Origin of the sequence: Nocardia sp. NPDC058244 (assembly GCF_042882065.1) — a bacterium.
In the GTDB taxonomy this organism is placed as follows: domain Bacteria; phylum Actinomycetota; class Actinomycetes; order Mycobacteriales; family Mycobacteriaceae; genus Nocardia.
Genome location: NZ_JBHVWX010000013.1, coordinates 1 through 26,565, shown reverse-complemented (window position 1 = coordinate 26,565; position 26,565 = coordinate 1). Strand labels below are relative to the sequence as shown.

23 protein-coding genes and 1 rRNA gene are annotated in these 26,565 nt (G+C 70.3%); 17 read left to right on the top strand and 7 right to left on the bottom strand.

The window, feature by feature from the left end; all coding sequences use genetic code 11:
• The first annotated feature begins 111 nt into the window (after positions 1 to 111).
• Both ACFVW6_RS31780 and ACFVW6_RS31775 read left to right on the top strand, forming a co-directional pair.
• Positions 112 to 3,072 (top strand): AMP-binding protein, encoded by a 2,961-nt coding sequence (locus ACFVW6_RS31780; RefSeq protein WP_378832877.1) that lies wholly within the window; start codon positions 112 to 114, stop codon positions 3,070 to 3,072.
• 94 nt (positions 3,073 to 3,166) lie between these two features.
• On the top strand, positions 3,167 to 4,396 hold the full coding sequence (locus ACFVW6_RS31775; protein WP_378832880.1) for an alpha/beta hydrolase family protein: 1,230 nt from the start codon (positions 3,167 to 3,169) through the stop codon (positions 4,394 to 4,396).
• A 23-nt stretch (positions 4,397 to 4,419) separates the two neighbouring features.
• Here the strand turns inward: ACFVW6_RS31775 and rffA are convergent, their stop codons facing one another.
• The gene (rffA, locus tag ACFVW6_RS31770; protein WP_355281789.1) at positions 4,420 to 5,556 is read right to left on the bottom strand and encodes a dTDP-4-amino-4,6-dideoxygalactose transaminase; all 1,137 of its coding nucleotides are present in this window, start codon (positions 5,554 to 5,556) and stop codon (positions 4,420 to 4,422) included.
• Positions 5,553 to 6,593: a glycosyltransferase gene (locus ACFVW6_RS31765; RefSeq protein WP_378832928.1), complete on the bottom strand. Its 1,041-nt coding sequence runs from the start codon at positions 6,591 to 6,593 to the stop codon at positions 5,553 to 5,555. Before ACFVW6_RS31765 ends, rffA begins: the two co-directional genes overlap by 4 nt.
• Before the next feature lie 296 nt (positions 6,594 to 6,889).
• Here ACFVW6_RS31765 and ACFVW6_RS31760 point away from each other — a divergent pair, with 296 nt between their 5' ends.
• From ACFVW6_RS31760 to ACFVW6_RS31750, 3 genes are read left to right on the top strand one after another with little or no spacing between them, the layout of a single operon-like run.
• Complete coding sequence (locus ACFVW6_RS31760; RefSeq protein ID WP_378832931.1) at positions 6,890 to 9,097, top strand: hypothetical protein; 2,208 nt, start codon at positions 6,890 to 6,892, stop codon at positions 9,095 to 9,097.
• The gene (locus ACFVW6_RS31755; RefSeq protein WP_355281791.1) at positions 9,094 to 9,537 is read left to right on the top strand and encodes a GtrA family protein; all 444 of its coding nucleotides are present in this window, start codon (positions 9,094 to 9,096) and stop codon (positions 9,535 to 9,537) included. Before ACFVW6_RS31760 ends, ACFVW6_RS31755 begins: the two co-directional genes overlap by 4 nt.
• Positions 9,538 to 9,546: 9 nt before the next feature.
• Positions 9,547 to 9,771, top strand: a complete 225-nt coding sequence (locus tag ACFVW6_RS31750; protein WP_355281793.1) for a Trm112 family protein — start codon at positions 9,547 to 9,549, stop codon at positions 9,769 to 9,771.
• Here the strand turns inward: ACFVW6_RS31750 and ACFVW6_RS31745 are convergent.
• A complete protein-coding gene (locus ACFVW6_RS31745) occupies positions 9,755 to 10,972 on the bottom strand; it encodes an MFS transporter (protein WP_378832884.1) in 1,218 nt (405 codons plus the stop codon). The two genes, ACFVW6_RS31750 and ACFVW6_RS31745, sit on opposite strands and share 17 nt — an antisense overlap.
• Before the next feature lie 109 nt (positions 10,973 to 11,081).
• Here ACFVW6_RS31745 and ACFVW6_RS31740 point away from each other — a divergent pair, with 109 nt between their 5' ends.
• A complete protein-coding gene (locus ACFVW6_RS31740; protein WP_378832886.1) occupies positions 11,082 to 12,029 on the top strand; it encodes a LysR family transcriptional regulator in 948 nt (315 codons plus the stop codon).
• Positions 12,030 to 12,101: 72 nt separating this feature from the next.
• Complete coding sequence (locus tag ACFVW6_RS31735) at positions 12,102 to 12,908, top strand: class I SAM-dependent methyltransferase (RefSeq protein ID WP_378832888.1); 807 nt, start codon at positions 12,102 to 12,104, stop codon at positions 12,906 to 12,908.
• A gap of 1 nt (position 12,909) precedes the next feature.
• Here the strand turns inward: ACFVW6_RS31735 and ACFVW6_RS31730 are convergent, their stop codons facing one another.
• The 4 genes from ACFVW6_RS31730 to ACFVW6_RS31715 form a co-directional block, all read right to left on the bottom strand.
• The gene (locus tag ACFVW6_RS31730) at positions 12,910 to 13,545 is read right to left on the bottom strand and encodes a TetR family transcriptional regulator (protein WP_357350542.1); all 636 of its coding nucleotides are present in this window, start codon (positions 13,543 to 13,545) and stop codon (positions 12,910 to 12,912) included.
• A gap of 21 nt (positions 13,546 to 13,566) precedes the next feature.
• Positions 13,567 to 14,331: an ABC transporter permease gene (locus tag ACFVW6_RS31725; RefSeq protein WP_355281806.1), complete on the bottom strand. Its 765-nt coding sequence runs from the start codon at positions 14,329 to 14,331 to the stop codon at positions 13,567 to 13,569.
• Complete coding sequence (locus tag ACFVW6_RS31720; RefSeq protein WP_378832892.1) at positions 14,328 to 15,062, bottom strand: ABC transporter ATP-binding protein; 735 nt, start codon at positions 15,060 to 15,062, stop codon at positions 14,328 to 14,330. Before ACFVW6_RS31720 ends, ACFVW6_RS31725 begins: the two co-directional genes overlap by 4 nt.
• 73 nt (positions 15,063 to 15,135) lie before the next feature.
• A complete protein-coding gene (locus ACFVW6_RS31715) occupies positions 15,136 to 16,656 on the bottom strand; it encodes a multicopper oxidase family protein (RefSeq protein WP_378832894.1) in 1,521 nt (506 codons plus the stop codon).
• 212 nt (positions 16,657 to 16,868) lie between these two features.
• Between ACFVW6_RS31715 and ACFVW6_RS31710 the strand changes: the two genes are divergently transcribed.
• The 10 genes from ACFVW6_RS31710 to ACFVW6_RS31665 form a co-directional block, all read left to right on the top strand.
• Complete coding sequence (locus ACFVW6_RS31710) at positions 16,869 to 18,047, top strand: NAD(P)/FAD-dependent oxidoreductase (protein ID WP_378832897.1); 1,179 nt, start codon at positions 16,869 to 16,871, stop codon at positions 18,045 to 18,047.
• Between the two features lie 32 nt (positions 18,048 to 18,079).
• On the top strand, positions 18,080 to 18,958 hold the full coding sequence (locus ACFVW6_RS31705) for an RNA polymerase sigma-70 factor (protein ID WP_355281816.1): 879 nt from the start codon (positions 18,080 to 18,082) through the stop codon (positions 18,956 to 18,958).
• A 73-nt stretch (positions 18,959 to 19,031) separates the two neighbouring features.
• Positions 19,032 to 19,526 carry a hypothetical protein gene (locus ACFVW6_RS31700; protein ID WP_378832899.1) on the top strand — a complete coding sequence of 165 codons (495 nt, stop codon included), beginning with the start codon at positions 19,032 to 19,034 and terminating at the stop codon, positions 19,524 to 19,526.
• 15 nt (positions 19,527 to 19,541) lie between these two features.
• A complete protein-coding gene (locus ACFVW6_RS31695; protein ID WP_378832901.1) occupies positions 19,542 to 20,966 on the top strand; it encodes a hypothetical protein in 1,425 nt (474 codons plus the stop codon).
• 53 nt (positions 20,967 to 21,019) lie between these two features.
• Complete coding sequence (locus tag ACFVW6_RS31690; protein ID WP_378832904.1) at positions 21,020 to 22,168, top strand: low temperature requirement protein A; 1,149 nt, start codon at positions 21,020 to 21,022, stop codon at positions 22,166 to 22,168.
• 36 nt (positions 22,169 to 22,204) lie between these two features.
• Positions 22,205 to 22,837, top strand: a complete 633-nt coding sequence (locus ACFVW6_RS31685; RefSeq protein WP_378832906.1) for a DNA-3-methyladenine glycosylase — start codon at positions 22,205 to 22,207, stop codon at positions 22,835 to 22,837.
• A gap of 73 nt (positions 22,838 to 22,910) precedes the next feature.
• Positions 22,911 to 23,336 (top strand): DoxX family protein, encoded by a 426-nt coding sequence (locus tag ACFVW6_RS31680; RefSeq protein ID WP_378832908.1) that lies wholly within the window; start codon positions 22,911 to 22,913, stop codon positions 23,334 to 23,336.
• A gap of 191 nt (positions 23,337 to 23,527) precedes the next feature.
• Positions 23,528 to 24,376 carry an alpha/beta fold hydrolase gene (locus ACFVW6_RS31675; protein ID WP_378832910.1) on the top strand — a complete coding sequence of 283 codons (849 nt, stop codon included), beginning with the start codon at positions 23,528 to 23,530 and terminating at the stop codon, positions 24,374 to 24,376.
• A 70-nt stretch (positions 24,377 to 24,446) separates the two neighbouring features.
• The gene (tyrS, locus tag ACFVW6_RS31670; protein WP_378832913.1) at positions 24,447 to 25,733 is read left to right on the top strand and encodes a tyrosine--tRNA ligase; all 1,287 of its coding nucleotides are present in this window, start codon (positions 24,447 to 24,449) and stop codon (positions 25,731 to 25,733) included.
• A gap of 543 nt (positions 25,734 to 26,276) precedes the next feature.
• Positions 26,277 to 26,565: ribosomal RNA gene (locus ACFVW6_RS31665) — 16S ribosomal RNA — on the top strand; the annotation flags it as partial.

The window sequence follows — 26,565 nt, the reverse complement described above, 5'->3', positions numbered from 1 at the left end:
ACATGCGGCCTGTCACAGCCGACACATAATGGAGGTCCGGTGTGGTTAGCTCATATGAGCACATCGGGGTGTGTGAGGTGTGTCACTTTCAGCAGGGTAGGCCAGGTGGGAATGGTGGATATCAGTCCAAAAGGTGTGGTCGGTTCGATGCAGCGGTTGCTGGCTACCGCGCAGAACGGACTGGAGGTGATCCGCTTCGGCGGATTGGCCCACGATGTCGAGTCCTCGCCCTTCGAGGTCGTCGAGCGCAGACGCATGTACCGGCTGCGTCATTACTTCCCCGACGATACGACGCCGGGCCGCCCGGTGGCGCTGCTGGTTCCGCCGCTGATGGTGAACGCCGACATCTGGGACGTGAACGCCGCCGGCGGTGCCGTCGGCATCCTGCACGCGAGCGGAATCGACTGCTGGGTCATCGATTTCGGCTCGCCGGCCACCGAGGAGGGCGGCTGGGAACGTGACCTGGCCGACCACGTGCTCGCGGTGGACTCGGCCATCGACACCGTGTGCGAGGCCACCGGCGCGCAGCTGCACCTGATGGGGTACTCGCAGGGCGGCATGTTCGCCTACCAGACCGCCGCCTACCGGTACGGCAAGGGCGTGGCCTCCATCGTCACTTTCGGCAGCCCTGTCGACATCGTCGCGGGCATGCCGTTCGGGCTGCCCTACGGCGTGGTCTCCGAGGTGGCCGACTTCCTGGCCGACCACGTGATGCACCGCCTGCCGATCACCGAGTCGATGGTGCGCATCGGCTTCCAGATGCTGGACCCGGTCAAGACCGCCAAGTCGCGGATCGACTTCCTGTTGCAGCTGCACGACCGGGAAGCGTTGCTGCCCAAGGAACGTCAGCGCCGTTTCCTCAACAGCGACGGCTGGGTGGGGTATTCGGGTCCCGCGGTCGCGGATCTGCTCAAGCAGTTCGTCGCGCACAACCGGATGATGCTGGGCGGCTTCGTGATCCGCGATCACCCGATCTCGCTGGCCGAGCTGCGGTGCCCGATCCTGGCCTTCGTCGGCGAGGTCGACGACATCGGCCAGCCCGGTGCCGTGCGCGGCATCGTGCGGGCCGCGCCCAACGCCGAGGTCTACGAAGCCAGTTTGGTGGCAGGGCATTTCGGTCTCGTCGCCGGTTCGACCGCGACCAATCACACCTGGCCGATGGTGCGTGACTGGATCGCCTGGATGGACGGCAACGGCGCGCTGCCCGAGCAGATCGTGCCGATGAAAGAACATGTCGCGAGCAACGCCCCGCGCACCGCGGCGACCCGGGTGGTGCACACCGCGGCGTCGTTGGCCGAGGCGGGCGCCGGCGTCGGCAAGGCGCTGGAAGGCATCGCCAGCAACACGATTCGCGGTTCCGTCGAGATGGCGGGGGAGGCCGCGCGGGCGCTGCCGCGCCTGACCCGGCTCGGCATGATCCAGCCGCACACCCGGATCTCGCTGGGCAAACTGCTGCACGAGCACGCCAAGCGGGCGCCGCAGAAGGACCTGTTCCTCTTCGACGACCGGGTGCACACCAACGCCGCGGTGGAGGTGCGCATCGACAATGTGGTGCGCGGCCTGATCTCGGTCGGCATCCGGCCCGCCACCAGGGTGGGCGTCGTCATGGAGACCAGGCCGAGCGCGCTGGCCGCCGTGGCCGCGCTCTCGCGCCTCGGCGCCGTCGCGGTGCTGCTGGCCCCCGGCGCCGAGCTGGACCGGGCGATGGAGCTGACCGGCGTGCAGACGCTGATCACCGACCCGGAGAACCTGCGCACCGCCGCCGCGACCGGCGCCAGGGTGCTGGTGCTCGGCGGTGGTGACGCCCGGCGGCTCGCGCTGCCGACCGGGGACCGGGTGATCGATCTCGAGCAGATCGACCCGTCGAAGGTGCGCGTGCCCGCGTGGTACCGGCCCAATCCGGGCCTGGCGCGCGAGCTCGCGTTCATCCTCGTCATCGGCACCGGTGACCGGCTCGAGGCCAAATACATCACCAACCACCGCTGGGCGCTGTCGGCGTTCGGCACCGCCAGCGCGGCCGACCTCGATCGCCGCGACACCGTGTACTGCCTCGCGCCGCTGCATCATTCGTCGGGTCTGCTGGTGAGTCTCGGTGGCGCGATCGCGGGTGGCAGCCGGATCGCGCTGGCCAGGCCGATGGACATGGAGCCGGGCCGGTTCGCCGAGGAGGTGCACCGTTACGGCGTCACCGTGGTCACCTACACGTGGACGATGCTGCGCGACCTGCTCGACGCGCAGGTCTTCCCGGCCGGGCACAACCACCCGATCCGGCTGTTCATCGGCTCCGGCATGCCCGCCGGGCTGTGGCGGCGCACCCTGGAGCAGTTCACCCCGGCCCGGGTGCTGGAGTTCTACGCCTCGATCGACGGCGATGTGGTGCTGGCCAATGTGCCCGGCGCCAAGATCGGGTCCAAGGGCAGGCCGGTGCCGGGCACCGCGCACGTCGAACTGGTCGCCTACGACCCGGTCACCGAGCAGATCCTCGTCGGCGACGACGGTTTCGCGCGGCGCTGCGCCGACAACGAGCCGGGTCTGCTGCTCGGCAAGTCGGTCGACGGTGGTGACCTGTCCGACGGTGGGCTGCGCGGCGTGTTCCGGGCCGGAGACGCCTGGTGGCCGACGGAGAACCTGTTCCGGCGCGACAGCGACGGCGACTACTGGCTGGTCGACCGCCGCGACACGGTGATCCGTACGGCGCGCGGGCCGGTATTCACCCAGCCGATCATCGACGTGCTCAACGACATCACCCCGGTCGACATGGAGGTCGCCTACGGGTTGACGACGCCGTCGGGTGTGCTGGCCGCGGCCGCGCTGAGCGTGCGCACGGGTTTCCGCATCGAACCGGGTGACATCACCGAGGCGATGCGGGCACTGGCCCCCGACCAGCGACCCGATCTGGTCTACGTCGTCGACGAGATCCCGCGCAGCACCAGCTTCCGGCCGTCGGCCACGGCGGTGCAGGCCGCCGGCCTGCCGAAGGCGGGGCCGAACACCTGGATCTACCACCGGGAGGCCGACGTCTACGAGGTGCTCACCGACGCCGCGGCCGCGGCGTTGTTCGGCGGCCACTGAGTCGAGTCCGGGTCGATCGGTGCGCGTCGGGTAGATTGCCCGCGGCACTGATCGGCGTCCCGCGTTCCGGCGCGGGCGGACTCGGAGGTTCGTAGTGATCGGCTCTCGGACGGGGACTGTCGCGGCTCGACTGGCGGCGCCGGTGGCCGTGCTCGCCGCGCTGCTCGCGGTCGGCCCGCCCGTCGCGATCGCCGAGACCGGACCGGCCGGGCTCGAATTCTATTCGCCCGCAGCGGATCTGGTGCCGGGCGAGCACGGCTCGGTGATCCGGTCGCGACCGCTCACCGGCGATCCCGCGCTGCCGGGTGCGCGCAACTACCTGGTGCTGTACCGGTCGGTGGACATGCAGGGCGCTCCGGTCGCGGTTTCCGGCACGCTCGCGGTGCCCGAGGGCGAGCCGCCCGCCGGGGGCTGGCCGCTGATCTCGTGGGCGCACGGCACCACCGGCACCGCCGACGTCTGCGCGCCGTCGCGGGACACCGACCCGTCCTTCCCCGCGCACGACTACACCGCACGCGCCCGTGACGTGCAGGCGCGCTGGATCGCCGCCGGATACGCGGTGGCGCAGACCGACTACCAGGGACTCGGCACGCCCGGCGCGCACGGCTACCTGATCGGGGAGGCCGAGCAGCGCGCCGTCGCCGATATGGCGACCGCCGCCCGGGTGGTCGCGCCGGAGGTCGGCACCCGATGGGTGGCGATGGGGCATTCGCAGGGCGGCCAGGCCGCGATCTTCGCCAACGCGCGCTCGCAGGAGTGGGCGCCCGGGATGCGACTGCTCGGCTCGGTGGCGATGGCCCCGGCATCGCACCTCGGGCCCGTCGTGCGGGGGCTGGGCGTGATCGGGCACGCCGGGATCGCGGCGGACCGGGTCCCGGCCGGTTCGGTGGCGTTCCTGCCACTGTTCATCCGCGGCGCGGAAACAGTCGCCCCGATCGACCCGTCGACTTTCCTCGCGCCGCAGGCCTTGTCGATGCTCGGTCAGGCCGACGACCGCTGCGTCGGGCAGCTGCGGGCCGCCGACTCCTGGGGCGGACTCGATCCGGACACGGTGTTCACCGATGACCCGGACGTCGACGCGCTCGCCGGGGTCCTCGACGCCAACGACCCGAGCTCGCTACCGCTGACCACACCGCTGCTGGTGCAGCAGGGGTCCGGCGACATCGTGGTGCTGCCGCTCGCCACCGACGCCATGGTGGCTCAGCAGCGGATCGCGGGTCAGGCGGTGGACTACCGCACCTACTCCGGCATCGACCACCGCGGCCTGCTCGAAGCGGGCTACGACGATGCCCTGGCCTGGGTGAACACGCGCTTCGGCCGCTGAGCGTCGCGCGGAACGCGCCGGGACTACACCCGGAACTCGGTGACCGCGTCGATGACGCGGGTCTGCTGCGCTTCCGAGAGCAGCGGCCACAGCGGCAGCCGCACGATCGTCGCCGAGAAGTTCGCCGATCGGGTGCAGGGCACCGGCGTGCGGCCGTACTTGAGCCCGGCCGGGCTGGAGTCCAGCGGAATGTAGTGGAACGGCGCGACGATCCCGCGCTCGGCGAGATGGCCGATGATGCCGTCGCGGCTCTCCTCGGTCGGCATCCGCAGGTAGAACAGGTGCGCGGTGTGGCCGCGGTCGGCGGGCACCGTCATCGGGCGGACGTCGTTGCGGGCCGCCCACTCGGGCAGCGCGGCCGCGTAGGTGTCCCACACCCGGTGGCGCTGCTGCTGGATGGTGTCGAACTCGGCCAGCTGCGCGTCCAGGACCGCCGCGTTGAGTTCGCTGGGCAGGTAGCTCGAGCCGATGTCCTGCCAGGAGTACTTGTCGACCTGGCCGCGCAGGAAACGCGCCCGGTCGGTGCCCTTCTCGCGCATGATCTCGGCGCGACCCATCAGGATCTCGTCCGAGAGCAGCAGCGCGCCACCCTCACCGCAGTGCACGTTCTTGGTGTCGTGGAAGCTCTGGGTGCCCAGCGTGCCGATGGTGCCGAGCTGCCTGCCGCGCCAGGTGCCGCCGAGGCCGTGCGCGTTGTCCTCGATGATCGCCACCCCGTGCTGGGCGGCCAGCGCGAGCAGCGGCTCCATGTCGGCGGCCACGCCGCCGTAGTGCATGACGACGATCGCCTTGGTGCGGTCGGTGATCGCGGCCGCCGCGGCCGCCGGGTCGATGTTGCCGGTCGCGTCGTCGATGTCGACGAACACGCACGTGGACCCGCGCAGCGCCATCGCCGTCGCCGCCGAGGTGAACGCGAAGCTCGGGACGATCACCTCGTCCTCGGGGCCCAGTTCCAGCAGCAGCGCGCCGAGTTCGAGGGCGTGCGTGCACGAGGTGGTCAGCAGGGCGTGGTCGGCGCCGGTGATGGCCTTGATCTTCGCCGTCGCCGACTTGGTGAACCGGCCGTCACCGTGACTGTGATCGGAATCGAGCACGGCCAGCAGATTGGCGCGCTCGGCGGCGGCGCGGAACGGCCTGCTGAAGATGATGCGCTCGTTCACTCGTGGTGACCCTTCTCCGCCGCGGCTGCCGGCGCCACGGCGTCGACTCGATGAGACACGGCCGGCGCATGCATCGTATCCGGGCGCGGCGTGGGGCTCTCGACCGTCAGGTACAGCGGCTTGCCGACCAGGATGTGCAGCGCCACACCGAGATACTCCGCGATCAGGCCCAGCGAGAACAAGGTGGCACCCGAGCACAGCAGCAGCACGACGATGATCGACGCCCAGCCCTCGGGATTGTGGTTGTCCTGGGTCAGCGCCTGCGCGATGATCACCGCCGCCATCGCGACACCGCCGAGTGCGAGGGTCAACCCGAGCATGCTCACCAGACGCAGGCCACGGGTGCCGCTGCACAGCACCATCTTCCAGAACAGGGAGAACAGGCGGCGGTAGTTGTAGCCGGACTCGTCGCGGCCCTCGGCGCGCAGTTCCACCGGCACCTGGACGGCGTTGCCGACCACCCAGGTCAGCGCCACGTCCAGGTACACGCCGTTGGCGGCGACCTCGGCCAGCTGACGGCCGATGTCGCCGCGGATCAGCCGGAAGCTCTCGAACCGCGTCGAATCAGGGAACGCGAACACCGTCGCCAGCACGATCTTGGCGCCGCGCGAGGTGAGATTGCGCAGGAAACCGTGCGGGCGGGTGTTGGTCGGCTTCGAATAGACCAGGTCCGCGCGCGAGGCCAGCGCGGCGTCGAGGAAATCGGCGATGAAGGCCGGATCGTGCTGACCGTCCTCGTCCATGGTGACGATCCAGTCGCCGCGTGCCGCGGCCATGCCCGCGATCGTCGCGGCGTCCTGGCCGAAGTTGCGGCTCAACCACACCGGGCGCACCTGCGGGTAGGTGCGGGCCAGGTCCTGCAGCACCACGTCCGAACGGTCGGGGCCGTTGTCGTGGACGAGGATGATCTCCTCGACCGCGAAGCGCGCGCCGTCCTTCGACGTCGACGGACCGGTCAGCCGGTCCAGCTCGGCCACCAGCGCCGCGATCGTCTCCTCGCCGCGATACACCGGGACCACCACCGACACCGAGTGCACCGGGCGCGACCCGTTGCGGTCGGGCGCACCGGCACGCAGAACGGCGCCGGAGCGGGACGAGGGTGCGGGAGGAAGCGGCATCGTCGACTTTCGTGTCTATTGGCGGCTGGCGCCGAGGACAGCAGAGACTCCTGCGGTGGTGCGCACTTTAACACCGGAATGCGACGCTTCGTGGTGTGGCATCGTGGGGCGATCGGAGGGTATTCCTGCAATGCCCGTGCGGCGGTGGCGCTGTGATCGTATACCTGTAGGGTCTGGTCCTCGTGGTGGAAAGTAGAACCCCTCCCCGTCGTGCCGTGTACCTGTGGGGCTTGATCACCTCCCTCGGAGTGATCGCGGGCTACGGCGCGGTTCTGCTGGCCAACGCCAGGCACTTCTACACCGACGACACCGAATCCCAGTACGTGCCGCTGTGGGTGATGCTCGGCAGGCGGCTGCGCGACGGTGATCTGCCGGTGATGGTGCCCGAGCACTGGATGGCCGGAAACTACTCGATCGAAGAAGCGGGACTGCTGAATCCGCCGCAGCTGCTGATCGATCTGATCGCGCCCTCGGTGGACAATCTCGTGCTGTACGCGACCGTGGTGAAACTGATCTTCGCGATCATCCTCGGCCTCGGCGTGTACCGGATCTGCCTGGCCTACGGCTCGAAGGTGCAGTGGGCCGCGCTGGCCGGCGTCTCGATCCCGTTCACCGGCTGGCTGCTGTTCTTCGACGAGGCCAGCTGGATGACCGCGTTCACCGGCACCGCGTGGATGGTGCACGCGTGGGCCTCGGGGGTCCGCTACGCGCGCGGCCGGGGCGGGCCGATCCCGGTATTCGTCTACCTCTACCTCGCGATCTCGGTGCAGTACATCTTCCCGGCGGTGGAGGCCGGTCTGATGATCGGTGCCGTCGCGGTCGGCGAGCTGATCTACCAGAAGGCGTGGAAGCCGCCGCTGCGGCTGCTGGCCGTCGCCGGGCTGGCGGCGCTGGCGGGGGTGGCGACCTACCTGCCGTCGATGCTGTCGGCCAAGGTGACCTGGCGCGGCACCGCCCAGATCAACAACGACCAGTTCCTCACCGTGCCGTGGTCGGAATCGCTGAACGCGAGCCTGCCATCGACGCTGCCCGCCTTCACCTCGTGGTGGGGCTATGTGCAGCCGCTGCCGGTGGTCTACATCGCCTGGTTCCTGGTCCCGGCGCTGGCGTTCATCGATTGGGGCAGGGCGCGGGCCGCGTGGCGCGAGCTCAGTGGCATCGCGCTGTTCGCGATCGCGGCGCTGATGTGGACCGCGGGCCCCGGCACGATCGGCCCGCTGCGCTGGCCCGCCCGCGTGCTGCCGATGGTGGCGCTGGGTCTGCTGCTGCTGGTCTGCGTGCTGCTCGGCCGGTTCGCGACCTTCAAGGACTGGCGTTCGCGCGGCATCGCCGCCGCGGTGCTGATCGGCCTGCTCTGGGTGCGCTCGTTCTCGGCCGACCCGCACAACTGGGCGGTCCACGTCGGCGCCGCGCTGGTCCTGGCCGCGCTCGGCGCCGGGGTGGTGTGGCTGGCGGTCCACAAGGGCACCTCGGCGGCGGTCGCGCTGGCGATCGTCGCGGTGTTCCCGATCGCCTACTTCCAGGTCGACCGGGCACAACCGACCCCGATGAGCTGGAACCTGCCCAGCGACCGCGCGGCCGCCATGGCCGCGTTCCCCGACTTCGCGGGCACCACCCTGCAACTGGGTGATCGCGCGCTGATCCAGCCGGGGGAGCGCACCCCCGACGGCGCCTACGGTTCGCTGGTGTTCGGCAACTACGCCAAGGACCTCGAACTCACCTACGTCAGCGGGTACACCCCGAACGGGCACTTCTGGTTCGGCGACATGCTCTGCATGCGCTGGGACACCAGCGTCTGCCCCGACGCGTACCGGCGCGCGTTCGCCGTCGAGCCGTCGACCGGCAAGACCATCGTCGACCTGATGAACGTCGACCGGGTCGTCCTGCAGCGCGCGCTCTACCCGGACGCGCGTGCCCAGGAAGCGCCCGCGGGCTGGAAGTGGGTCGACTACCCGGGCCACGAGAAGTACATCGCGGTGCTCGAACGCGAGAACGGCCTGATCTCCACCCGCAACGGCCGCGTCTCCGCGGTCGAGGGCGGCACCGCGGTCTCGGTCTCGGAGTCCGACACCACCAGCGAGGTCAGGGTCAGTTCCGAGAACGGCGGCCGGGTGGTGTTCGCGCGGCTCGGCTGGCCGGGCTACCGGGCGAGCATCGACGGCAAGGACGTGCCGTTCACGGTGGTCGCGAAGAGCTTCGTCGCGGTCGACATCCCGGCGGGCACCCGCAACGGCGACCTCGAGCTGACCTGGCGTCCGCCGGGCTGGAAGATCGGCGGCGCCGCCATCGTGCTCGGCCTGCTCGGTCTCGGGCTGTTCCAGTGGCTCTACGTGCGCGGCCGCAAGCCCGAGGACGAACAGGACGCGCCCGCGGCCGAGTCGATCCCCGCCGACGACACCGAGCTCGCGGACGCGGTGCGATGACCGCCGAGGCGGCGTCGGCGGGCGGCGTGCTCGAGACGCCGGGCCCGCTGCTGCGCATCGTCAAGCGTCAGGAGCTGGCGTTCGCGATCGTCGGCGGCTTCAACACCCTGCTCGGCATGGCGCTGACGGTGTTCTGGCTGAGCGTCTTCGGCGACGGCAGGCCGGGGCTCGCGGTGGTCGCGGCGTACGCGGTCAGCATGGTGCTCGCGTTCGTGCTGCACCGCACCCTGGTGTTCAGGGTGCGGGGGCGGGTGCTGCGCGACTTCGTCGCCTTCTGCGGGGTCAACGCGGGCGGGCTGGTGCTCAACGTGATCCTGGTCGAGGTGGCTGTGACGGCGCTGGGGTTCCCGGCCGCGCCCGCGTCGGTGATCGTGATGGGTCTGGTGGCGGTGCTCAGCTTCTTCGGGCACCGCTACATCTCGTTCCGGCGGGCGCGGTAGGTTAGGGACATGGCGCACGAATCCACCATCGACGCAACCCTGCTCGGCCTGCTGGCCTGCCCCCAGGACAAGGGCCCGTTGCAGCTGGTGCGCACCGAATCGGACGCGAGTGTGCTCTACAACCCGCGCCTGCGCCGGGCCTACCCGATCGACAACGGCATCCCGGTGCTGCTGGTCGACGAGGCCCGCGACGTCGACGACGCCGAGCACGAGTTCTTCACCGCCCAGTCCTGAGCGGAACGGCCCACAGCGCCGCGGCACCGGCGATCAGCGCGATCCCGGTCACCAGCAGCGCGGGCCTGCCACCCCACAGCTGCGCGACCACTCCGATCGCCACCGTGGTCGCGGCGACGACCGCGCTGTTGGTGACGGTCCAGGCGGTCAGCACGCGGGTGGTGACGCCCGGCGCGATGCGTTCGAGCCGGTAGGTCGCGAACACGGGGGTGAACACCGCCATCGCCGCGACGATCCAGGTCTGGATCACCAGCACGACGACCATCCCCGGCACACCCGCGGGCGTCCACGCCAAGCCGATCGACACCCCGACCCGCGCGACCCCCGCGCCCCGCAGGACCACGCCCGCGCCGAAACGGCGCACGAGCGGCCCGGTCAGCCGGGTCGCCGCGAGACCGCCCAGGCACGGCACCCCGAGGACGACCCCGTACTGCCAGGTCGCGAAGCCGAGATCGCGGACGAGCAGCACCGTCAGCACCGGCGCGCTGCCCAGGATCAAGCCGTTGACCAGACACGTGTGCACGCACAGCAGCCGCAGCGCGGGATCCGCGACGATGATCCGCAGACCCACCCCGGTACCGCCCACCACCGCTGACCGCGTCGCGACCGACTCCCGCGCCCGGATCCCGGCCAGCGCGCAGCCCGACCCGAGATAGCTGACCGCATCGATCGCCACGGTGATCACCGGCCCGAACAGTCCGAGCAGCACCCCGCCGACGGGCGGCCCGGTCGCGGTGACCGCCCACTGCGTCGCCTCGAGCCTGCTGTTGGCCGCGAGCAGCAGCTCCGGCGGTGCCACCACGCGCAGCAGTGAACCCCGCGCGGCGGTGAACACGATCGTCGCCGCGGCGGTGACGGCCGCGACCACCACCAGCAGCCCGTATCCGAGCACCCCCAGCCACCACGCGGCGGCCACGCTCGCCAGCACCGCGCAGCGCACCAGATCGGCGCCGATCAGCACCGCCCGCTTGGGCGCGCGCTCCGCCCAGCCACCCAGCGGTGCCGCCAGCACCGCGCCGGCCGCCGGTCCGATCGCGGCCAGCGCCGCCACCGCGAGCGCCCCGGCCCCCAGGTGCGTCACCGCGAGCAGGGCGAACGAATCCAGCGCGATCCGGCTGCCGAGGGCGCTGACGCCGAACGAGGTCCAGAGCCTGCGGAAGTCGCGGCCGAGCCGGGGCGCCGAGACGGCGGTGCTGCGCATGCCCGACACCGAAACACCGCGCACCCCAGCGGATCAAACAACGGATCGCGCGATTCGCACAACCCACGGTTGTCCGCCGATGTCCGCGTGCCTGTCTAGGGTGGACCCCGTGGATTTCCGAGCCGTCGCCACCTTCGTCGCCGTCGTCGACACCGGGCAGTTCCAGGAGGCCGCGATCGATCTCGGCATCAGCCAGCAGGCGGTGTCCAAGCGCATCGCGGGCCTGGAGGCCGCCTACGGCACGCAGCTGTTCCGCCGCACGCCGCACGGCGCCGAGCTGACCGCGAGCGGCCGGGAGCTGTTGCCGCACGCCCGTGAGATCCTGCTGGCCTGCCGCCGCGCGGAAGCGGCGCTGCGGCCACCGACGCGGCCGCTGCGCGTCGACGTGATCGCCACCAGGGTCGGTTCGGCCGCCCTGCTGCGGCGCTTCCACCGTGCTCATCCGGCGGTGGAGCTCGACGTCGTGACCCTGCGCGGCGACGCGGCCGTGCCTGCGGTCGCGGACGGCGAGATCGACGCGGCGCTGCTGGCGGTCGCGTCGCCCGTGCTGCCGGACGCGGTCGTCGCGCACCGGGTCTACGACGAACCGCTGCAACTACTCGTCGGCGCGGAACATCCACTGGCCGAACGGGATTCGATCCGGATGGCCGAGCTGCGCGCGGTGCGGCTGTGGATGCCGGGCCTGGCGACCGGCACCGAATGGGACGCCTACTACCGCGATCTCACCGCCGACTTCGACCTCGACATCGATCGCGCCGGACCCAACTTCGGGATGGAGCATCTCCTCGACACGATCGGCGGCGATCCGCGGACCGCGACCCTGATCAGCGTCGACACCCGCATCGAGGCCGCCTCCCGCCGGAATCTGCGCCGCATCGAGCTGATCGACCCGACGCCCTGCTACCCCTGGTCGGTCTGCGTGCGCACCGACGACACCCACCCGGCGGTGTCCACCCTGCTGGCGCATTTCGCGACCGGCCGTCCGACCGAACCCGCCGACCGCTGGCTGCCACCGTGGGCACGCGCCGACGCGAGTCTCCCCACAGCCCCGCTTTAGGAGTTAGGGTTACCTCAGTCGTCACCCCGGCGGGTGGCGATACCCGTCCGGCGACCGGAAGAGGTGCCTTCGATGTCCGACGACGTAGCTCTGAGCGGTGTCCCGCTGACCATGCTCTGGACCCTGCACAACCGCGGGTCGGAGGTGAAGCGCCCCGACGCGGTCCTCACCGACCCCGACTGCGAACGCCTGTACGACACCATCGATTTCGACTATGTCCGCACTTTCGGAGCACCCGACGGCACACACGCGGTGCGCTCGGCGCGCTTCGACGAGGTGCTGCGGCCGTGGCTGGCCGCCCACCCCGGCGGGACCGTGGTCGAACTCGCCGCCGGGCTGGAGACCCAGTTCCAGCGTTGCGACGACGGCACGGTGCGCTGGTTGTGTGTCGACGTGCCCGAATCGATCGAGATCCGCCGGCGGTTCCTGCCGCCCACCGAGCGCTGCGAGTACCTGCCGATCAGCGCGCTCGATCTGAGCTGGCTCAACCACGTCGACCCGGCGCGCGGCGTGTTCGTCACGGCCCAGGGGCTTTTCATGTATTTCGCGCCCGAGGACGTGTGCCATCTGGTCACCGCGATCCTCGAACGCTTCCCCGGCGTCGAGCTGATGTTCGACACCATCCCACCGTGGTTCTCGCGCAAGACGATGCGCGGCTTCCGCAAGACGCCGGACTACCTCGCGCCGCCGATGCCGTGGGGTGTCGAACGGAGCCGGATCGCCGCGCTGCTGCGGTCGTGGACACCCGCCGTCGACGAGGTCACGGTGAGCTCCTACGGGCCATCGCACGGTCCACTCGCCGCCACCCTGCCGCTGTTCGCCGCGCTCCCGGTGCTGCGCGACATCCCGCCTGCCATCGTGCGGGTGCGCTCGCGCTGAATCACGCGCCGCCGGTACCGATATCGCCGGTCAGGTAGCGCTGCACCGCGGGGCCCACCGCGGCGACGACCTCGTCGATCGGCATCGACGCCAACGGCTCGATGTCGACGATCTTGCGCGCGGTGAGCAGGCCGACCATCTGCGCGGCCGCCAGCGCCACCCGCGCCCGGCCGTCGTCGGTGGGGGTGGCGATCCGCACCCGGACCCGTTCGAGCACCACCTGGAGCAGGAACGCGCGGGCCGGGCTCGCCTCGCCGCCGCCGAAGATGCTGCGCACCGTGGCGACCACGCCCGGCCCGGCGGGGGAGTCCCACACCCCGACCACCGAGCGCACGATCGTGGCCCCGAGCTCGTCGAGCGGCGCGTGGTCGACCGCGGTCAGCGTCGCCTCCGGATCGACGGGGAACTCCACGGCCGCGGCGAACAACTGCTGCTTGGTGCCGAAATAGTGGTGCACCAGCGCGGGGTCGACGTCGGCGTCGCCGGCGATCGCCCGGATGGAGGTCTTGTCGAAACCGTTGTCGGCGAACCGGATCCGGGCCGCGTCGAGAATCGCCGCGCGCGTATCGGTATTGCCGGGCCTGCGCCCGGTCCGACCGGATCGCGTGGTGCCCGAACCGGATTCGCCGTCGGTCATGTGTCCGTCTCTCCTCGTTCGCTAGGGGGTCCGTCGTCGCAGGGTAGCCGCGCCGAGGCACAGCGCGATCACCGCGAACCCGGCGACCACCGCGATATCGCGCCACATGGTCGCGGTCGGCTCCGGGTACAGCGACACCTGCTGCAGCGCGTCCACCGCGTAGCTCAACGGCATCACATTGCTGATCGCCTCCAGCCAGTCGGGCAGCTGGTCGCGCGGAACGAGCAGGCCGCACAGGAAGATCTGCGGCGCCACCACCACCGGCATGAACTGCACGGCCTGGAATTCGGTGCGCGCGAACGCGCTGGCCAGCAGGCCCAGCGCCACTCCGCACACCGCGTCGACCATGGCGATGAGCATCACCCAGCCGGGATTGCCCGCCGCGTTCATCCCCAGCAGCCAGAAGGCCACCAGGCAGGCGACGGCCGCCTGCGCGGCGGCGGCCAGCGAGAACGCGCTGCCGTAGCCGGCCAGCAGGTCCAGCTTGCGCAGCGGCGTGGTGAGCAGCCGCTCGAGTGTGCCCGAGGTGCGTTCGCGCTGCATCGCGATGGCGGTGATCAGGAACATCACGATGAACGGCAGGATCCCGAGCATGGTGATGCCGACCCGGTCGAAGATCGTCAGCGGGGCGTGCGGCGGGCGGGGCGCGTCCTGGTAGATGAAGTACAGCAGTGTCATCAGCAGGGCCGGGACCACCAGGATCATGGCCACGGTGCGGTGATCGTTGCGCAGCTGCCGCAGGATCCGGCCGGTGGTGGCGGTGTAGGGGCGCAGGGTGGTGATCATGCGCGCTCTCCCATCGTGATCAGGGTGAGGAAGGCGGTCTCGAGGTTCTGCTCGTCGGTGCGTTCGCGCAGTTCGTCGGGGCTGAGCTGGGCGAGCAGGTGGCCGTCGCGCATCAGCAGCAGTCGATCGCAGTGCTCGGCCTCGTCCATCACGTGACTCGAGACGAGCAGGGTCGTGCCTTGCGCCGCCAGTTCGTGGAACTGCTTCCACAGCTCGACCCGCAACACCGGGTCGAGACCGACGGTCGGTTCGTCGAGCACCAGCAGTTCCGGCTTGCCGACCAGCGCGCAGGCCAGCGACGCCCTGGTCTTCTGCCCGCCCGAGAGCTGGTCGCCGAGCTGGTCGGCGTAGTCGCTCAACCCGACCGAGGTGAGCGCGGAGTCGACGTCGTCGCGGTCGCGCCCGTAGAGCGCGGCGTAGTAGGCGACGTTCTCGCGGACGCTGATGTCGGCGTAGATGCTCGGCGCCTGGGTGACGTAGCCGACCCGGCGCCGCAGTCCGGCGCTGCCCGCCGGCTCGCCGAGCACGGTGACGCTGCCCGACTCGACGATCTGCGTGCCGACGACGCTGCGCATCAGGGTGGTCTTGCCGCAGCCCGACGGTCCGAGCAGGCCGGTGATCGAACCGCGCGGGATATCGAGGGTGAGCCCGTGCAGGACGGTGCGTTTGCCGCGCGTGACGGTCAGTCCGTCGACCCGGACGGCGGACGGTGGCGGCGTGGGGTGCGACATGGTCGCCTCAATTCATCGAGTGTTGAATTCACTACGTGATGAATTTAGCGCGACCACGTCGGCGGGACAAGGGTCAGTGCGCGTGTCGAGGCGGTGTCGCGGCCTGCTGACCAGGCTCGACGACCACGAACTGGCCCATCATCCCCAGGTCCTCGTGCCAGAGCAGATGGCAGTGATACATGTACGGGGTGTCCGGATCGGCGGGTCCGTCGAAGCGCAGGGCCAGCGTCGCGGTGGTGTTCGGCGGCAGGAAGATGGTGTCCTTGGCGCCGGTCAGCGCGGGCGGTGGCGGGGCGCCGCCGTAGTCGAGCACCCGGAACTGCACATCGTGGACGTGGAAGTTGTGCGGCATCCCGTCGGCATTGCGGACCACCCATTTCTCGGTCGTTCCCCGGGTGACGGTCGCGTCGACCCGGTCCATCGCCATCGGGGAGCCGTTGATCCCGGCGAAGGTGAGGTCGAAGCGGCGCTCCACGACGGCGTCGGCGCCGTCCGGCGTCGACGCGGGGACGAGCGCGCCCGGCAGCTCGGGGGAGGGGCGCAGGGTGTTCGCGGCGCGGAGTTCGAGGACATCGAAGCGGTCGTCGCCCCCGGAGAACCGGTTGGTCCAGAAGTCCAGGCCAACGTCGAGCTGTTCGCTGCGCAGCACCGCGCGCTCACCCGGCTGCATCCGCACCACGATCTCGGCCCGCTCGCCGGGCGAAAGATGCAGGGCCGTCATGGTTTCCGGGCGTTCGAGCAGACCGCCGTCGGAGGCGATCAGCGAGAACCGCTTGCTGTCGCGGAAGGCGAAGTTGTAGATCCGCGCGGTCGAGGCGTTGAGCAGGCGCAGCCGGACCAGCTCGTCGCCGACCTCCTGGTACGGCGCGAGGGTGCCGTTGACCAGGAGCCGGTCACCGAGGAACCCGACATCGCGGAAGGCGCCGTGGCTGCCGTCGAAGCGGTCCCCGCGCAGGCGCATGTCCTGCACGATCACCGGGATGTCGTCGACGCCGTAGGTGTCGGGCAGCGGCAGCGCGCCCGCGGCGTCGTCGTCGATGAGGAACATGCCCGCCAGGCCGCGGCGCACGTGGTCCTCGGTGGCGCCGTGCGGGTGGGGGTGGTACCAGAGTGTCGAAGCGGGTTGCGCGACAGTCCATTCCGGCGTCCACGTCCGGCCCGCGTCGACCATCTGATGCGGACCGCCGTCCATCTTCGCGGGCAGGTGCATGCCGTGCCAGTGCACCGTCGACGCCTCGGGCAGCTGGTTGCGCACGTGCACCCGCACCCGCTCGCCGCGGGCGGCCCGCAGGGTCGGGCCCAGATAGCTGCCGTTGAACCCCCAGGTCTCGGTCGCCCGGCCCGGCTCGAATTCCGTGGTGCCGGAACGCATGTCGAGGGCGAATACCCGGGTGCCGTCCGGGTCGACGGTCGAGGGCGCCAGGGGCGGAATCGCCAGTGGCCGGACGAAATCCGTGCTGCCGACGGTGGACACATCGGCGCCGGCCCAGGTCCAGGTCACCAGGCCGGCGATCGCCGGCACCAGGGTGAGGGCGAGCGCGGCGGCGCCGAGCAGTATCCGGCGCACGCGGCCGGGTCGAGAGGGGGAAGCCATGATCCGACGGTAGGGACGGCGACCGTGCTCGCACATCGGGAAGATTCCCCCACCCGACCCTGGCTCGCACCCTGACCGCATCGGCATTCCGGCAGGTCACCACCGGTTTCCAGACCTCGATCAAATGATGTGACGCGGGTCACATACGCTGGCTGTCACGTTCCTGCGAGGTCGTTTGTCCTATCGACATCCCACCGACAAGGAGCACCGCAATGCACACCACGACGCACCGCATCGTCGTCCTCGGCGCCGGCTACACCGGCATGCTGGCCGCGGTCTGCCTGGCCCGCCGGACCCGCAGGCTCGACGTCGCGATCACCCTGGTCAATCCGTCGGCGCGGTTCACCGAGCGGCTGCGGATGCACCAGATCGCCGCAGGCCAGGAACTCGCGAACCACCACATCCCGGACTTGCTCGCCGGCACGGGAATCGAATTCGTGCAGGGCTGGGCCACCGCGGTCGACCCGGACGCGCGCCGGGTACACGTCGACGGCGTCGGCGACCTCGCCTACGACGAGCTCGTCTACGCCCTCGGCAGCACCACCGACACCACCGGAGTCCCCGGCGTCGCCGACCACGCCTGGACCCTGAACGACCCACGGCACGCGCACGCCTTCGCGGGCGAGCTCACCCGGCTGGCCGCCACCGGCGGCACGGTGACGGTGTGCGGCGGCGGCCTCACCGGCATCGAGGCGGCCACCGAGATCGCCGAGAGCCACCCCGGCCTGCGCGTGACCCTGGTCAGCTCGGCCGAACCGGGCGCGATGATGGGCGACAAGGCCCGTGCCCATCTGAACAAGGTGATGGACCGGCTCGGCATCGTCCGCGTGGTCGGGCACCGGGTCACCAAGGTGCTGCCCGACGCGGTCGAGCTCGCCGACGGCACCAGGATCGACGCCGACCGCACCCTGTGGACCAGCGGGGTGCGGGTGTCGCCGCTGGCCGCCGCGGCGGGCATCGCGACCGACGAGCGCGGGCTGATCGTCGTCGACCCCACCCTGAAGTCGGTGTCGCACCCCACGATTCACGCGATCGGCGACGCCGCCGCGGTTCGCCAGGCCTGGGGACAGATCCACGGCACCTGCCAGAGCGGCCTGCCCACCGCCGCCTACGCGGCCGGGGCGATCGCGGCCGGGCTGCGCGGCAAGACGGTGAAACCGTTCCGGTTCGGCTACTTCCACCAGCCGGTGAGCCTGGGCCGCCGCGACGCGGTCATCCAGTTCACCCGTGCCGACGACACCCCCGGCCGTTTCTACCTGACCGGCTGGGCCGCCCGGACCTACAAGGAGATGGTCAGTGGCAGCCCGGTGCCGTCGTTCAAGGTGAACCGGCGGGTGCCGATGAGCGTGCAGCTGTCCAAGGGCGGCAAGGCGACTCGCGCCACCGCGTGAGCGAACCGACGGAGCGTGCCATGGTTGACCCCATGCCAGACCAGGATCCCTTCCTCGAACACCGCAGGCTGCTGTTCGCGACCGCCTACCGCATGCTCGGCACCGTCACCGACGCCGAGGACATCCTGCAGGACGCCTGGATCAAGTGGAACGGCACCGATCGGGCCGCTGTCGACCATCCGAAGGCCTACCTGGTCCGCACCGTCACCAATCTGTCGCTGAACCGGCTCACCTCCGCCCGGGTGACCCGCGAGTCCTACGTCGGCCCCTGGTTGCCCGAACCGGTGCTGACCTCACCCGACATCGCCGAGGACACCGCATTGGCCGACACCGTCTCCACCGCGATGCTGGTGGTCCTGGAAACCCTGACCCCGGTCGAACGCGCGGTGTTCCTGCTGCGCGAGGTGTTCGGCTACTCGCACGCCGAGATCGCCGAGGTCCTCGACCGTTCGGAGGCGAGCGTGCGCCAGATCGCGCACCGCGCCAAGAACCACGTGCAGTCGCGTCGTCCGCGCTTCGACACCGACAAGGCCGCCCGCGCCCACATCACCGAACGGTTCATGGCGGCCTGCGCGGGCGGCGACCTGAACGCGCTGATGGACCTGCTCGCCCCCGACGTGACCTGCTGGTCCGACGGGGGCGGGGTGGTCACCGCCGCCCGCAGGCCGCTGCACGGCCCCGACCACGTCGCCCGCTGGATTCTCGGCGTGCTGGCCAAACCGTCCTCGGCGGGCGCCGAACTCAGCGCCGCCGAGATCAACGGCGAACTCGGCACGCTCGCCTCCTTCGGCGGCAACCCCGGCGCCGCGTTCACCTTCGACCTCGTCGACGGGCGCATCCACAATCTGCGCTTCCAGGTCAACCCGGGCAAGCTGGCCGGGCTCTATCACGGCACCGAGCTGCTCGGCTGAATCCCGCTGCGGGCGAGCCGACTTCGGAATATCATCGAGGTCGACGCCTCGCCCCGCGCGGAAGGTGGCTGCGATGCCAGGTCCCAGCGTGTGGAACCCCGACCGAACTCCCGCGGAGTTCGCCGACCGCTATCACGATCTCGTCCTCGAGCAGTACAAGCTCTACGTCGAGATGGCCGACCGGATCAGCGCGCGTCGCGCCGTCACCAACGGCTTCTTCCTCACCCTCAACACCAGCGCCTTCACCGTCATCGGGCTCGTGCTGCAGCTGCGGCCGGGCCGGGGCGTGTGGACGCTGATCTTCCCGACGGTGGCGCTGGTCGTGCAGTGCGGCGCTTGGTATTACACGCTGCGGTCCTACCGTCAGCTCAATGCCGCCAAGTACCGGGTGGTGGGTGAACTGGAGGAACGGCTCCCCGCCTCGCCGTACTGGCGGGCGGAGTGGGCGGCGCTCGGGCAGGGCCGCGACCGCAAGCTCTACACGCCGATCACCCACCTCGAACAGTGGGTGCCGGTGGTCTTCGCGAGCACCTACGTGGTCATCTACCTCGTCGCCGTGCTGACGTGACAGTGGGGGAACGACATGACCGCCGAGGATCTCCGGGAACGCGTCCGCGCGAAGGAAACGGAGTCGCTGCGCTCGGCGCTGGGTAACACCGTGCTGGCGGTGCCGTGGGCGGCCGCGATCGTCGGACTCGTCGTCTTCGCCCCCGCACCGCTCGCCGACGCCGTGCCCGAGGTTCCCCTGTCGACCTGGCGGACGCTCGTGCTGTTCCCGGTGGTGCTGTGCTGCTTCGGCCTGTTCGAGCGCGGATGGAACGGCACCCGCGACTGGTACGACTGGCAGCGCGCGCACAGCGTGCGGCTCGCGGTCGACCGGCGGCCCGAGCACGCCGCGCTGCTGATCCCGCCGCTCGAGGATCATCTCAGCGCGCTGCGCGCGGTCCGCGGACATCGGCAGGTGATGTGGCGACGGGCCAGATGGGTGGTGATCCCGGTCGGCCTGGTCGTCGCCATCGCGATCTGGGGTGTCCAGGTGGAGGAGCCCGACGGCACCATGCGGGACGTGCCCGCGGCGCCGTACGTGGTGGTGCTCGTGCTGATCGCGATCGCCGTCGTCGGCGCGGCACTGCCCCGCTGGCGGCGCTGGCAGGCGGGCGCCACCGCGGAGAAGTGGTCGCGCGACCCCGCCTACGCGGCCGCGCTGGATCGCCTGGCCGCCGACCCCGTCGGCGTCCGCGCCGCCGACATCCCCACGCTGCGCGTGCGGTTCGTGCGGCCGAGCCCGGCCGCCTACAAGGTGACAACCGTGACGGCCACCCGCAATGTGTTCGGCTGGCCCCCCGAGGAGATCGCCTACCTGCGCCTGTTCGACAACCACGCCAGGATCCGCAGCTTCCTGCGCGGGGCGTGGCGGGAATTCGGCTACGTGCACATCCTGCGCGGTTCAGGATCGGTCAGTCCGGCGGAGGTGGCGCAAGCCAGGTCCGGCAGCGCGATCCGCACCCTGTTCGCCACCTCGCCGCGCACCTTCCGCGCCGCGCTGGCGGCGTGTCCCACCGAACCACTGCCACCCGGTAGACGCAGGCTCACCGGCATCACCAACACCGCCGAACGCGTGCACGACCCGGCGGGCAGCTACCCGGTCCGGGCCCTGCTGTGTCACGGCAGTTTCTGGCAGAGCGCCGTCGACATGCTGCTCGCCCGCGTCGGATTCGTCGTCGTCGACCTGTCCGGCTACCTCCCCGCCAACACCGGAACCCAGTTCGAGCTGCAACGCGTGATCGACCGGTTCCCGCTGACCGGTGTGGTCCTGCTGTGTGACGAGTCCGCCGACCGCACCTTCCTGCGCGCCCAGATCCACTACCACTGGACCCGCATGGCGGCCGGTTCCCCCAACACGGGCTTCGGCGAGCGCACGGTCCTGGTTGCCATCACCGGCGCCGGTCGCGACGCTGATCGCGCGCTCATGGCCCAGCTCCTCGAACGCCGCAGGGGCCGGGCATAACCGACCGGTCATCATGCCGCGCGCCGAGCCCGCCGCCGACCTACTATTCGCCGGTGACAGATACATCTCCGGCGCCCCGCCCCGACGGCGGGCAGGTGCGGGTCTCCACCCTCGAACTGTTCTTCGATCTCGTCTTCGTCTTCACCATCACCCAGCTCACCCACGTGTTCGTGCACCACCCGGACTGGGAGGCGCTGCTGCAGGTGGCGTTGATGTTCGGCGTGATCTGGTGGATGTACGGCGGGTACGTGTGGCTGACCAACGAGGTCGCGCCGAGCAGTTCCTCGCGGCGCACCTGGTTGCTCGTCGGGATGTCGGCGTTCTTCGTGCTCGCGCTCGCCGTGCCGGATGCCTTCCACGGCACCGGGATCGCGTTCGGCGTGGGGTACGCGCTGGTGACCGCGATCCACACGGCGATGTTCGCCTCGGCGGGCGGTGCCTCGGCGAGCCTGGCGATCCGGCGGATCGGGCCGCTCAACGCGCTGTCGGCCGCGCTGGTCCTCGGTGGTGGGTTCACCCACCCGCCGGTGCAATACCTGCTGTGGGCGGCCGCGTTCGCGGTGCAGATCCTCAGCCCGTACCTCGTCGACGCAGGCGGTTTCGTGGTGCGCGCGTCGCACTTCTGCGAGCGGCACGGCCTGGTCATCATCGTGGCGCTCGGTGAATCTATCGTCGCGCTCGGTGTCGGCCTCGCGGACGAGCCCATCACGGTCGGGCTGATGGCGATGGTCGCCCTCGGTCTCGCGCTGGCGTACGTGCTGTGGTGGGCCTACTTCGGCTTCGACGACGAACGCGGCGAACACGCGCTGGCCGCGCGCCCGGCCACCGACCGCGTCCGGCCGGCCCTGGTCGCCTACGACTACGCCTACTACCCGCTGCTGATCGGCGTCATCCTGACCTCGGCGGGCATCGCGCTGAGCATCGCGCACGGTGACGAGCCGGTGGGCTGGGGTGCCGCCGGCGCGCTCTCGGGCGGTGTCGCGCTCTACTTCGCCGGGCAGGCGTGGTTCCGCGCGACCCTGGGCCTTGCCGGTGCCCGCGCCCGGCTGATCGGTGCCGTCGTGGTCGCCGCGACCGCCCCGATCGGGGTGTACACCGTCGCGTGGGCGCAGCTCGCCGCGCTGGTCGCCCTCGCCTACGCGGTCGTCATCCTCGACGACCGGCGCATCCTGCGCGCGGGCCAGCACAGCGCCTACGCCTGACCCGGTCGCGCGGCGGGATGGGCGACAATGACGATCGTGTCCGCTCAGGAACTGGTCGTCGATCCGCCCACCGCCGCGCGCAGGCTGCTCGGCGCGACCCTGTCGTCCGGGCCGGTGGCGCTGCGCGTCGTCGAGGTCGAGGCCTACGGCAGCGATCCGGCAGGGCCGTGGCCCGACCCGGCCGCCCATTCCTGGCCGGGACCGACCGCCCGCAACGCGGTGATGTTCGGCCCCGCCGGGCGGCTCTACGTCTACCGGTCCTATGGAATCCACCTGTGCGTCAACGTGACCACCGGTTTCGACGGGATCGCGGGCGCGGTGCTGATCCGCGCGGGGGAGGTGGTCGACGGTCTCGACGTCGCCCGCGCGCGCAGGCCCGCCGCTCGCACCGACGCCGATCTGGCGCGTGGACCCGGCAATGTCGGCAGCGCGCTCGGCATCAGCCTGTCCGACTACGGCACCGAACTGTTCGATCCCTTCGCCGACATCCGGCTGCACCTGGCCGAACCGGTGCCCGCGGCCCAGATCGCGGAGGGTCCGCGCGTCGGTGTCAGCGTGGCCGCCGAGGTGCCGTGGCGGTTCCGGTTGCCGTCGCCGGCGGTGTCGGTCTACCGCCGCAGTCCGCGCGCTCCGGAACTCCCGCCGAAGAATTCTTCCGCGCAGCGATGAATTCCGCGGACGGGGTCCGTCCTATCTGGTGAACGCGCTACCCACCGAGCGCGACCGACCCGAAGGACACGAAATGACCACCACCGCCACCGCTTCCGCGAACTTCTCCGGCACCGCCTACCGCCCCGGCACGATCCGCAACCGCGTCCTGTGGACCCTGCAGGTGGTGCTCGGCCTGTTCTTCATCATCGCGTCGGGTGGCCCGAAGCTCGTCATCCCGAACATGCTGATGGACAACGCTCCCGAGAACCTGACCATCCCGCTCGGGCTGCTCGTCTTCATCGGCCTCGCCGAGGTGGCCGGTGGTATCGGCCTGATGGTGCCGCGGCTCACCGCACTCGCCGCCGCGGGCCTGTCGGTGCTCACCGTGCTCGCCGCCGCGACCCAGGCCTTCATCGCCGACAAGCCGTCGATGGCGATCTTCCCGCTGGTGCTGGCCGCGATCTTCGCCTGGATCGCCTACGAGCGCCGCGGCAGCCTGCCCTTCTCGGCCCGGTGAGTCACCGACCGCGCTGAGCATCGCCGGACCCCCGGGTCCGGCGATTTTCGGCGTCCACGGACACCGGTGGGGTTGTCCGTGGGCACAAGGTCCCGGCGCGGAACTCGTTGGCGAATCCTATGGGACGCAGGGTACTTCCGATGCGACGATCGATGCCTACATGCCCCGACGGCCTTCCGCAGGAGAAATTCGTGCTCACGTTCACCAGCAGCGACGGCATCACCATCCACGTCCGGAGCTGGTCGCCCACCGCCGCGGAACCGGTGGGCGTCGTGCAGATCGCGCACGGGATGGGGGAGCACTCCGACCGGTACAGCCACCTGGCCGCCACGCTGGCCGGCGCCGGCTACGTGGTCTACGCCGCCGACCACCGCGGCCACGGCTACAGCATGTTCTCCGAGCCGGGGCAGCTCGGCGCGGACGGCTGGAACCTGCTGGTCGCCGACCAGGTGACGCTGACCGGTCTGCTGCGCGAGCGTCATCCCGGCCTTCCGGTCACCCTGTTCGGGCACAGCCTCGGGTCCTTCGCGGTGCAGCAGTACCTGCTCGACCACTCCGCGCTCGTCGACGAGGCCGTGCTGTGCGGGTCGACGGCTGTCGACGGCCTGTTCGACGCGATCGCGGCCGCCGGCGGCGACCTCACCGCGTTCTTCAACGCGCGCTTCCAGCCGACCCGCACCGACGCCGACTGGATCAGCACCGACGAGGCCCAGGTCGACGCCTATCTCGCCGACCCGTGGTGCGGCTTCCCGGTCGACGACGCCAACATGGCGCTGCTCGCCACCACCGCCTACCAGCGCCTGTCCGATCCGAGCACCGTGCGCCCCGACCTGCCGGTCTACGTGATGGTCGGCGATCAGGACCCGCTCAACGACGGCACCCGGCTGTCGGATCGGCTCGTCGAGCGCTATCGCGACGCGGGGCTGACCGACATCACCTACCGGATCTACCCGGGCGCCAGGCACGAGGTCCTCAACGAGGTCAACCGGGACGAGGTCGAGGCCGATCTCGCCGCCTGGGTCACCCGGGCCCGGGTCTGAGCACCCCGTCCGCCGAACACGGCCCGACCTGCGCGCGCGCGGCGGAACGAGTACGGAAAGATGGAACACCGTGACCGGCGACATCTTCGACGAACTGACCTGGCGCGGCCTGATCGCGCAGTCCACCGACCTGGACGAACTGCGCGCGGCGGCCGCCGCGGCGCCGCTGACCCTGTATGCCGGCTTCGATCCCACCGCGGCGAGCCTGCACGCGGGTCACCTCGTCCCGCTGCTCGCTCTGAAGCGGTTCCAGCGCGCCGGTCACCGGCCGATCGTGCTCGCCGGTGGCGCCACCGGCCTGATCGGCGACCCGCGCGATGTCGGCGAGCGCACCATGAACTCCACCGACACCGTCGCCGAGTGGGCGGGCCGCATCCGCTCCCAGCTCGAGCGGTTCGTCGACCTCGACGATTCGCCGACCGGCGCGATCATCGCGAACAACATGGACTGGACCGGACCGCTGTCCACCGTCGACTTCCTGCGCGATATCGGCAAGCACTTCTCGGTGAACGTCATGCTGGCCCGCGACACCGTCAAGCGGCGGCTCGAAGGGGAGGGCATCTCCTACACCGAGTTCAGCTACATGCTGCTGCAGGCCAACGACTACCTGCAGCTGCGCCGCGAGTACGGCTGCACGCTGCAGGTCGGCGGCTCCGACCAGTGGGGCAACATCATCGCCGGCGTCGAGCTGAACCGCCGGGTCGACGGCGCGCACGTGCACGCCCTCACCGTCCCGCTGGTGACCTCGGCCGACGGCAAGAAGTTCGGCAAGTCCACCGGCGGCGGCAGCCTCTGGCTCGACCCCGAGCTGACCAGCCCCTACGCCTGGTACCAGTACTTCGTGAACACCGCCGACGCCGACGTCGTGCGCTACCTGCGCTGGTTCACCTTCCTGAGCCGGGAGGAGCTCGACGCGCTCGAGCAGGCCACCACCGAGCGTCCGTTCGCCCGCGAGGCCCAGAAGCGCCTGGCCGCGGAGATGACCACGCTGGTGCACGGCGAGGCCGAGACCACCGCGGTGGAACTGGCCAGCCAGGCCCTGTTCGGCCGCGGCGAACTGCGCGACCTGCCCGCGTCCACCCTGGGTGCCGCCCTGCGCGAGACCGCGATCGACGGCAAGGTCGCCGAGGTGGTGCCCGGTGAACCGAACACGATCGTCGATCTGCTCGTCGCGTCCGGCCTGGCCGAGAGCAGGGGAGCGGCCCGGCGCGTGGTGACCGAAGGCGGTGCGTCGGTGAACAACGAGCGCATCGGCGACATCGAGTGGACCCCGTCCGACGCCGACTACCTGCACGGCGAGTGGCTGGTGCTGCGTCGCGGCAAGAAGAACATGGCCGGCGTGCGCCGCATAGCCTGACCGCGCGGCGGAGGCCTGAGTCACATCCGTGTGATTCAGGCTGGTACGCGGTCCGATGACGTCGCGCTGACCTGCGCAGATGCCCTGCTGTCCAGGCGATTTGACGCAGCGTTTTCCGGCGCGTAACTTATTGGAAGTCAGAGCGACACGGACACCAACCCGGAGCCGAGACGCTGATCCAGAGGGTCGGCGGGCCAGGGAAAACGCGGTAGGACGGGGAGCGCCTGGCGTTGCCTCGACTGTGTGACCAGCGTTACGATTGACATCGCCTGGAAGCGCAGTTAGGCTGGAACAGTTGCCCTGCAGAAGATCCGGACGAGAGCCGGTGGTTCTGCTTGTGCGTGTGTTCTTTGAGAACTCAATAGTGTGTCGATGAATGTCAGTGCCAATATTATTATTATTGGTTCCGGCCTCTCATACCCCCCGGTTGACGAGGTCGGACATTTTGAATGTCAGCAAACTTTTGCTGGTGTTCGGCATTGCTAGGTTTTCGGACTCTAGTTAGATATTTCTGATTACACCTTCGGGTGTGATTGAGAGTCTTCAACGGAGAGTTTGATCCTGGCTCAGGACGAACGCTGGCGGCGTGCTTAACACATGCAAGTCGAGCGGTAAGGCCCTTCGGGGTACACGAGCGGCGAACGGGTGAGTAACACGTGGGTGATCTGCCTCGTACTTCGGGATAAGCCTGGGAAACTGGGTCTAATACCGGATATGACCTTCGGATGCATGTCCGTGGGTGGAAAGATTTATCGGTACGAGATGGGCCCGCGGCCTATCAGCTTGTTGGTGGGGTAATGGCCTACCAAGGCGACGACGGGTAGCCGGCCTG

Bases quoted from the DNA above. Each gene is read 5' to 3' on its own strand.
- ACFVW6_RS31680 (WP_378832908.1), top strand. From the start codon at position 22,911: ATGACCACCACCGCCACCGCTTCCGCGAACTTCTCCGGCACCGCCTAC.
- ACFVW6_RS31745 (WP_378832884.1), bottom strand. From the start codon at position 10,972: ATGCGCAGCACCGCCGTCTCGGCGCCCCGGCTCGGCCGCGACTTCCGC.
- ACFVW6_RS31730 (WP_357350542.1), bottom strand. From the start codon at position 13,545: ATGACCGACGGCGAATCCGGTTCGGGCACCACGCGATCCGGTCGGACC.
- ACFVW6_RS31695 (WP_378832901.1), top strand. From the start codon at position 19,542: ATGACCGCCGAGGATCTCCGGGAACGCGTCCGCGCGAAGGAAACGGAG.
- ACFVW6_RS31780 (WP_378832877.1), top strand. From the start codon at position 112: ATGGTGGATATCAGTCCAAAAGGTGTGGTCGGTTCGATGCAGCGGTTG.
- ACFVW6_RS31705 (WP_355281816.1), top strand. From the start codon at position 18,080: ATGCCAGACCAGGATCCCTTCCTCGAACACCGCAGGCTGCTGTTCGCG.
- ACFVW6_RS31700 (WP_378832899.1), top strand. From the start codon at position 19,032: ATGCCAGGTCCCAGCGTGTGGAACCCCGACCGAACTCCCGCGGAGTTC.
- ACFVW6_RS31720 (WP_378832892.1), bottom strand. From the start codon at position 15,062: ATGTCGCACCCCACGCCGCCACCGTCCGCCGTCCGGGTCGACGGACTG.
- ACFVW6_RS31750 (WP_355281793.1), top strand. From the start codon at position 9,547: ATGGCGCACGAATCCACCATCGACGCAACCCTGCTCGGCCTGCTGGCC.
- ACFVW6_RS31715 (WP_378832894.1), bottom strand. From the start codon at position 16,656: ATGGCTTCCCCCTCTCGACCCGGCCGCGTGCGCCGGATACTGCTCGGC.
- ACFVW6_RS31735 (WP_378832888.1), top strand. From the start codon at position 12,102: ATGTCCGACGACGTAGCTCTGAGCGGTGTCCCGCTGACCATGCTCTGG.
- ACFVW6_RS31725 (WP_355281806.1), bottom strand. From the start codon at position 14,331: ATGATCACCACCCTGCGCCCCTACACCGCCACCACCGGCCGGATCCTG.
- ACFVW6_RS31710 (WP_378832897.1), top strand. From the start codon at position 16,869: ATGCACACCACGACGCACCGCATCGTCGTCCTCGGCGCCGGCTACACC.
- ACFVW6_RS31755 (WP_355281791.1), top strand. From the start codon at position 9,094: ATGACCGCCGAGGCGGCGTCGGCGGGCGGCGTGCTCGAGACGCCGGGC.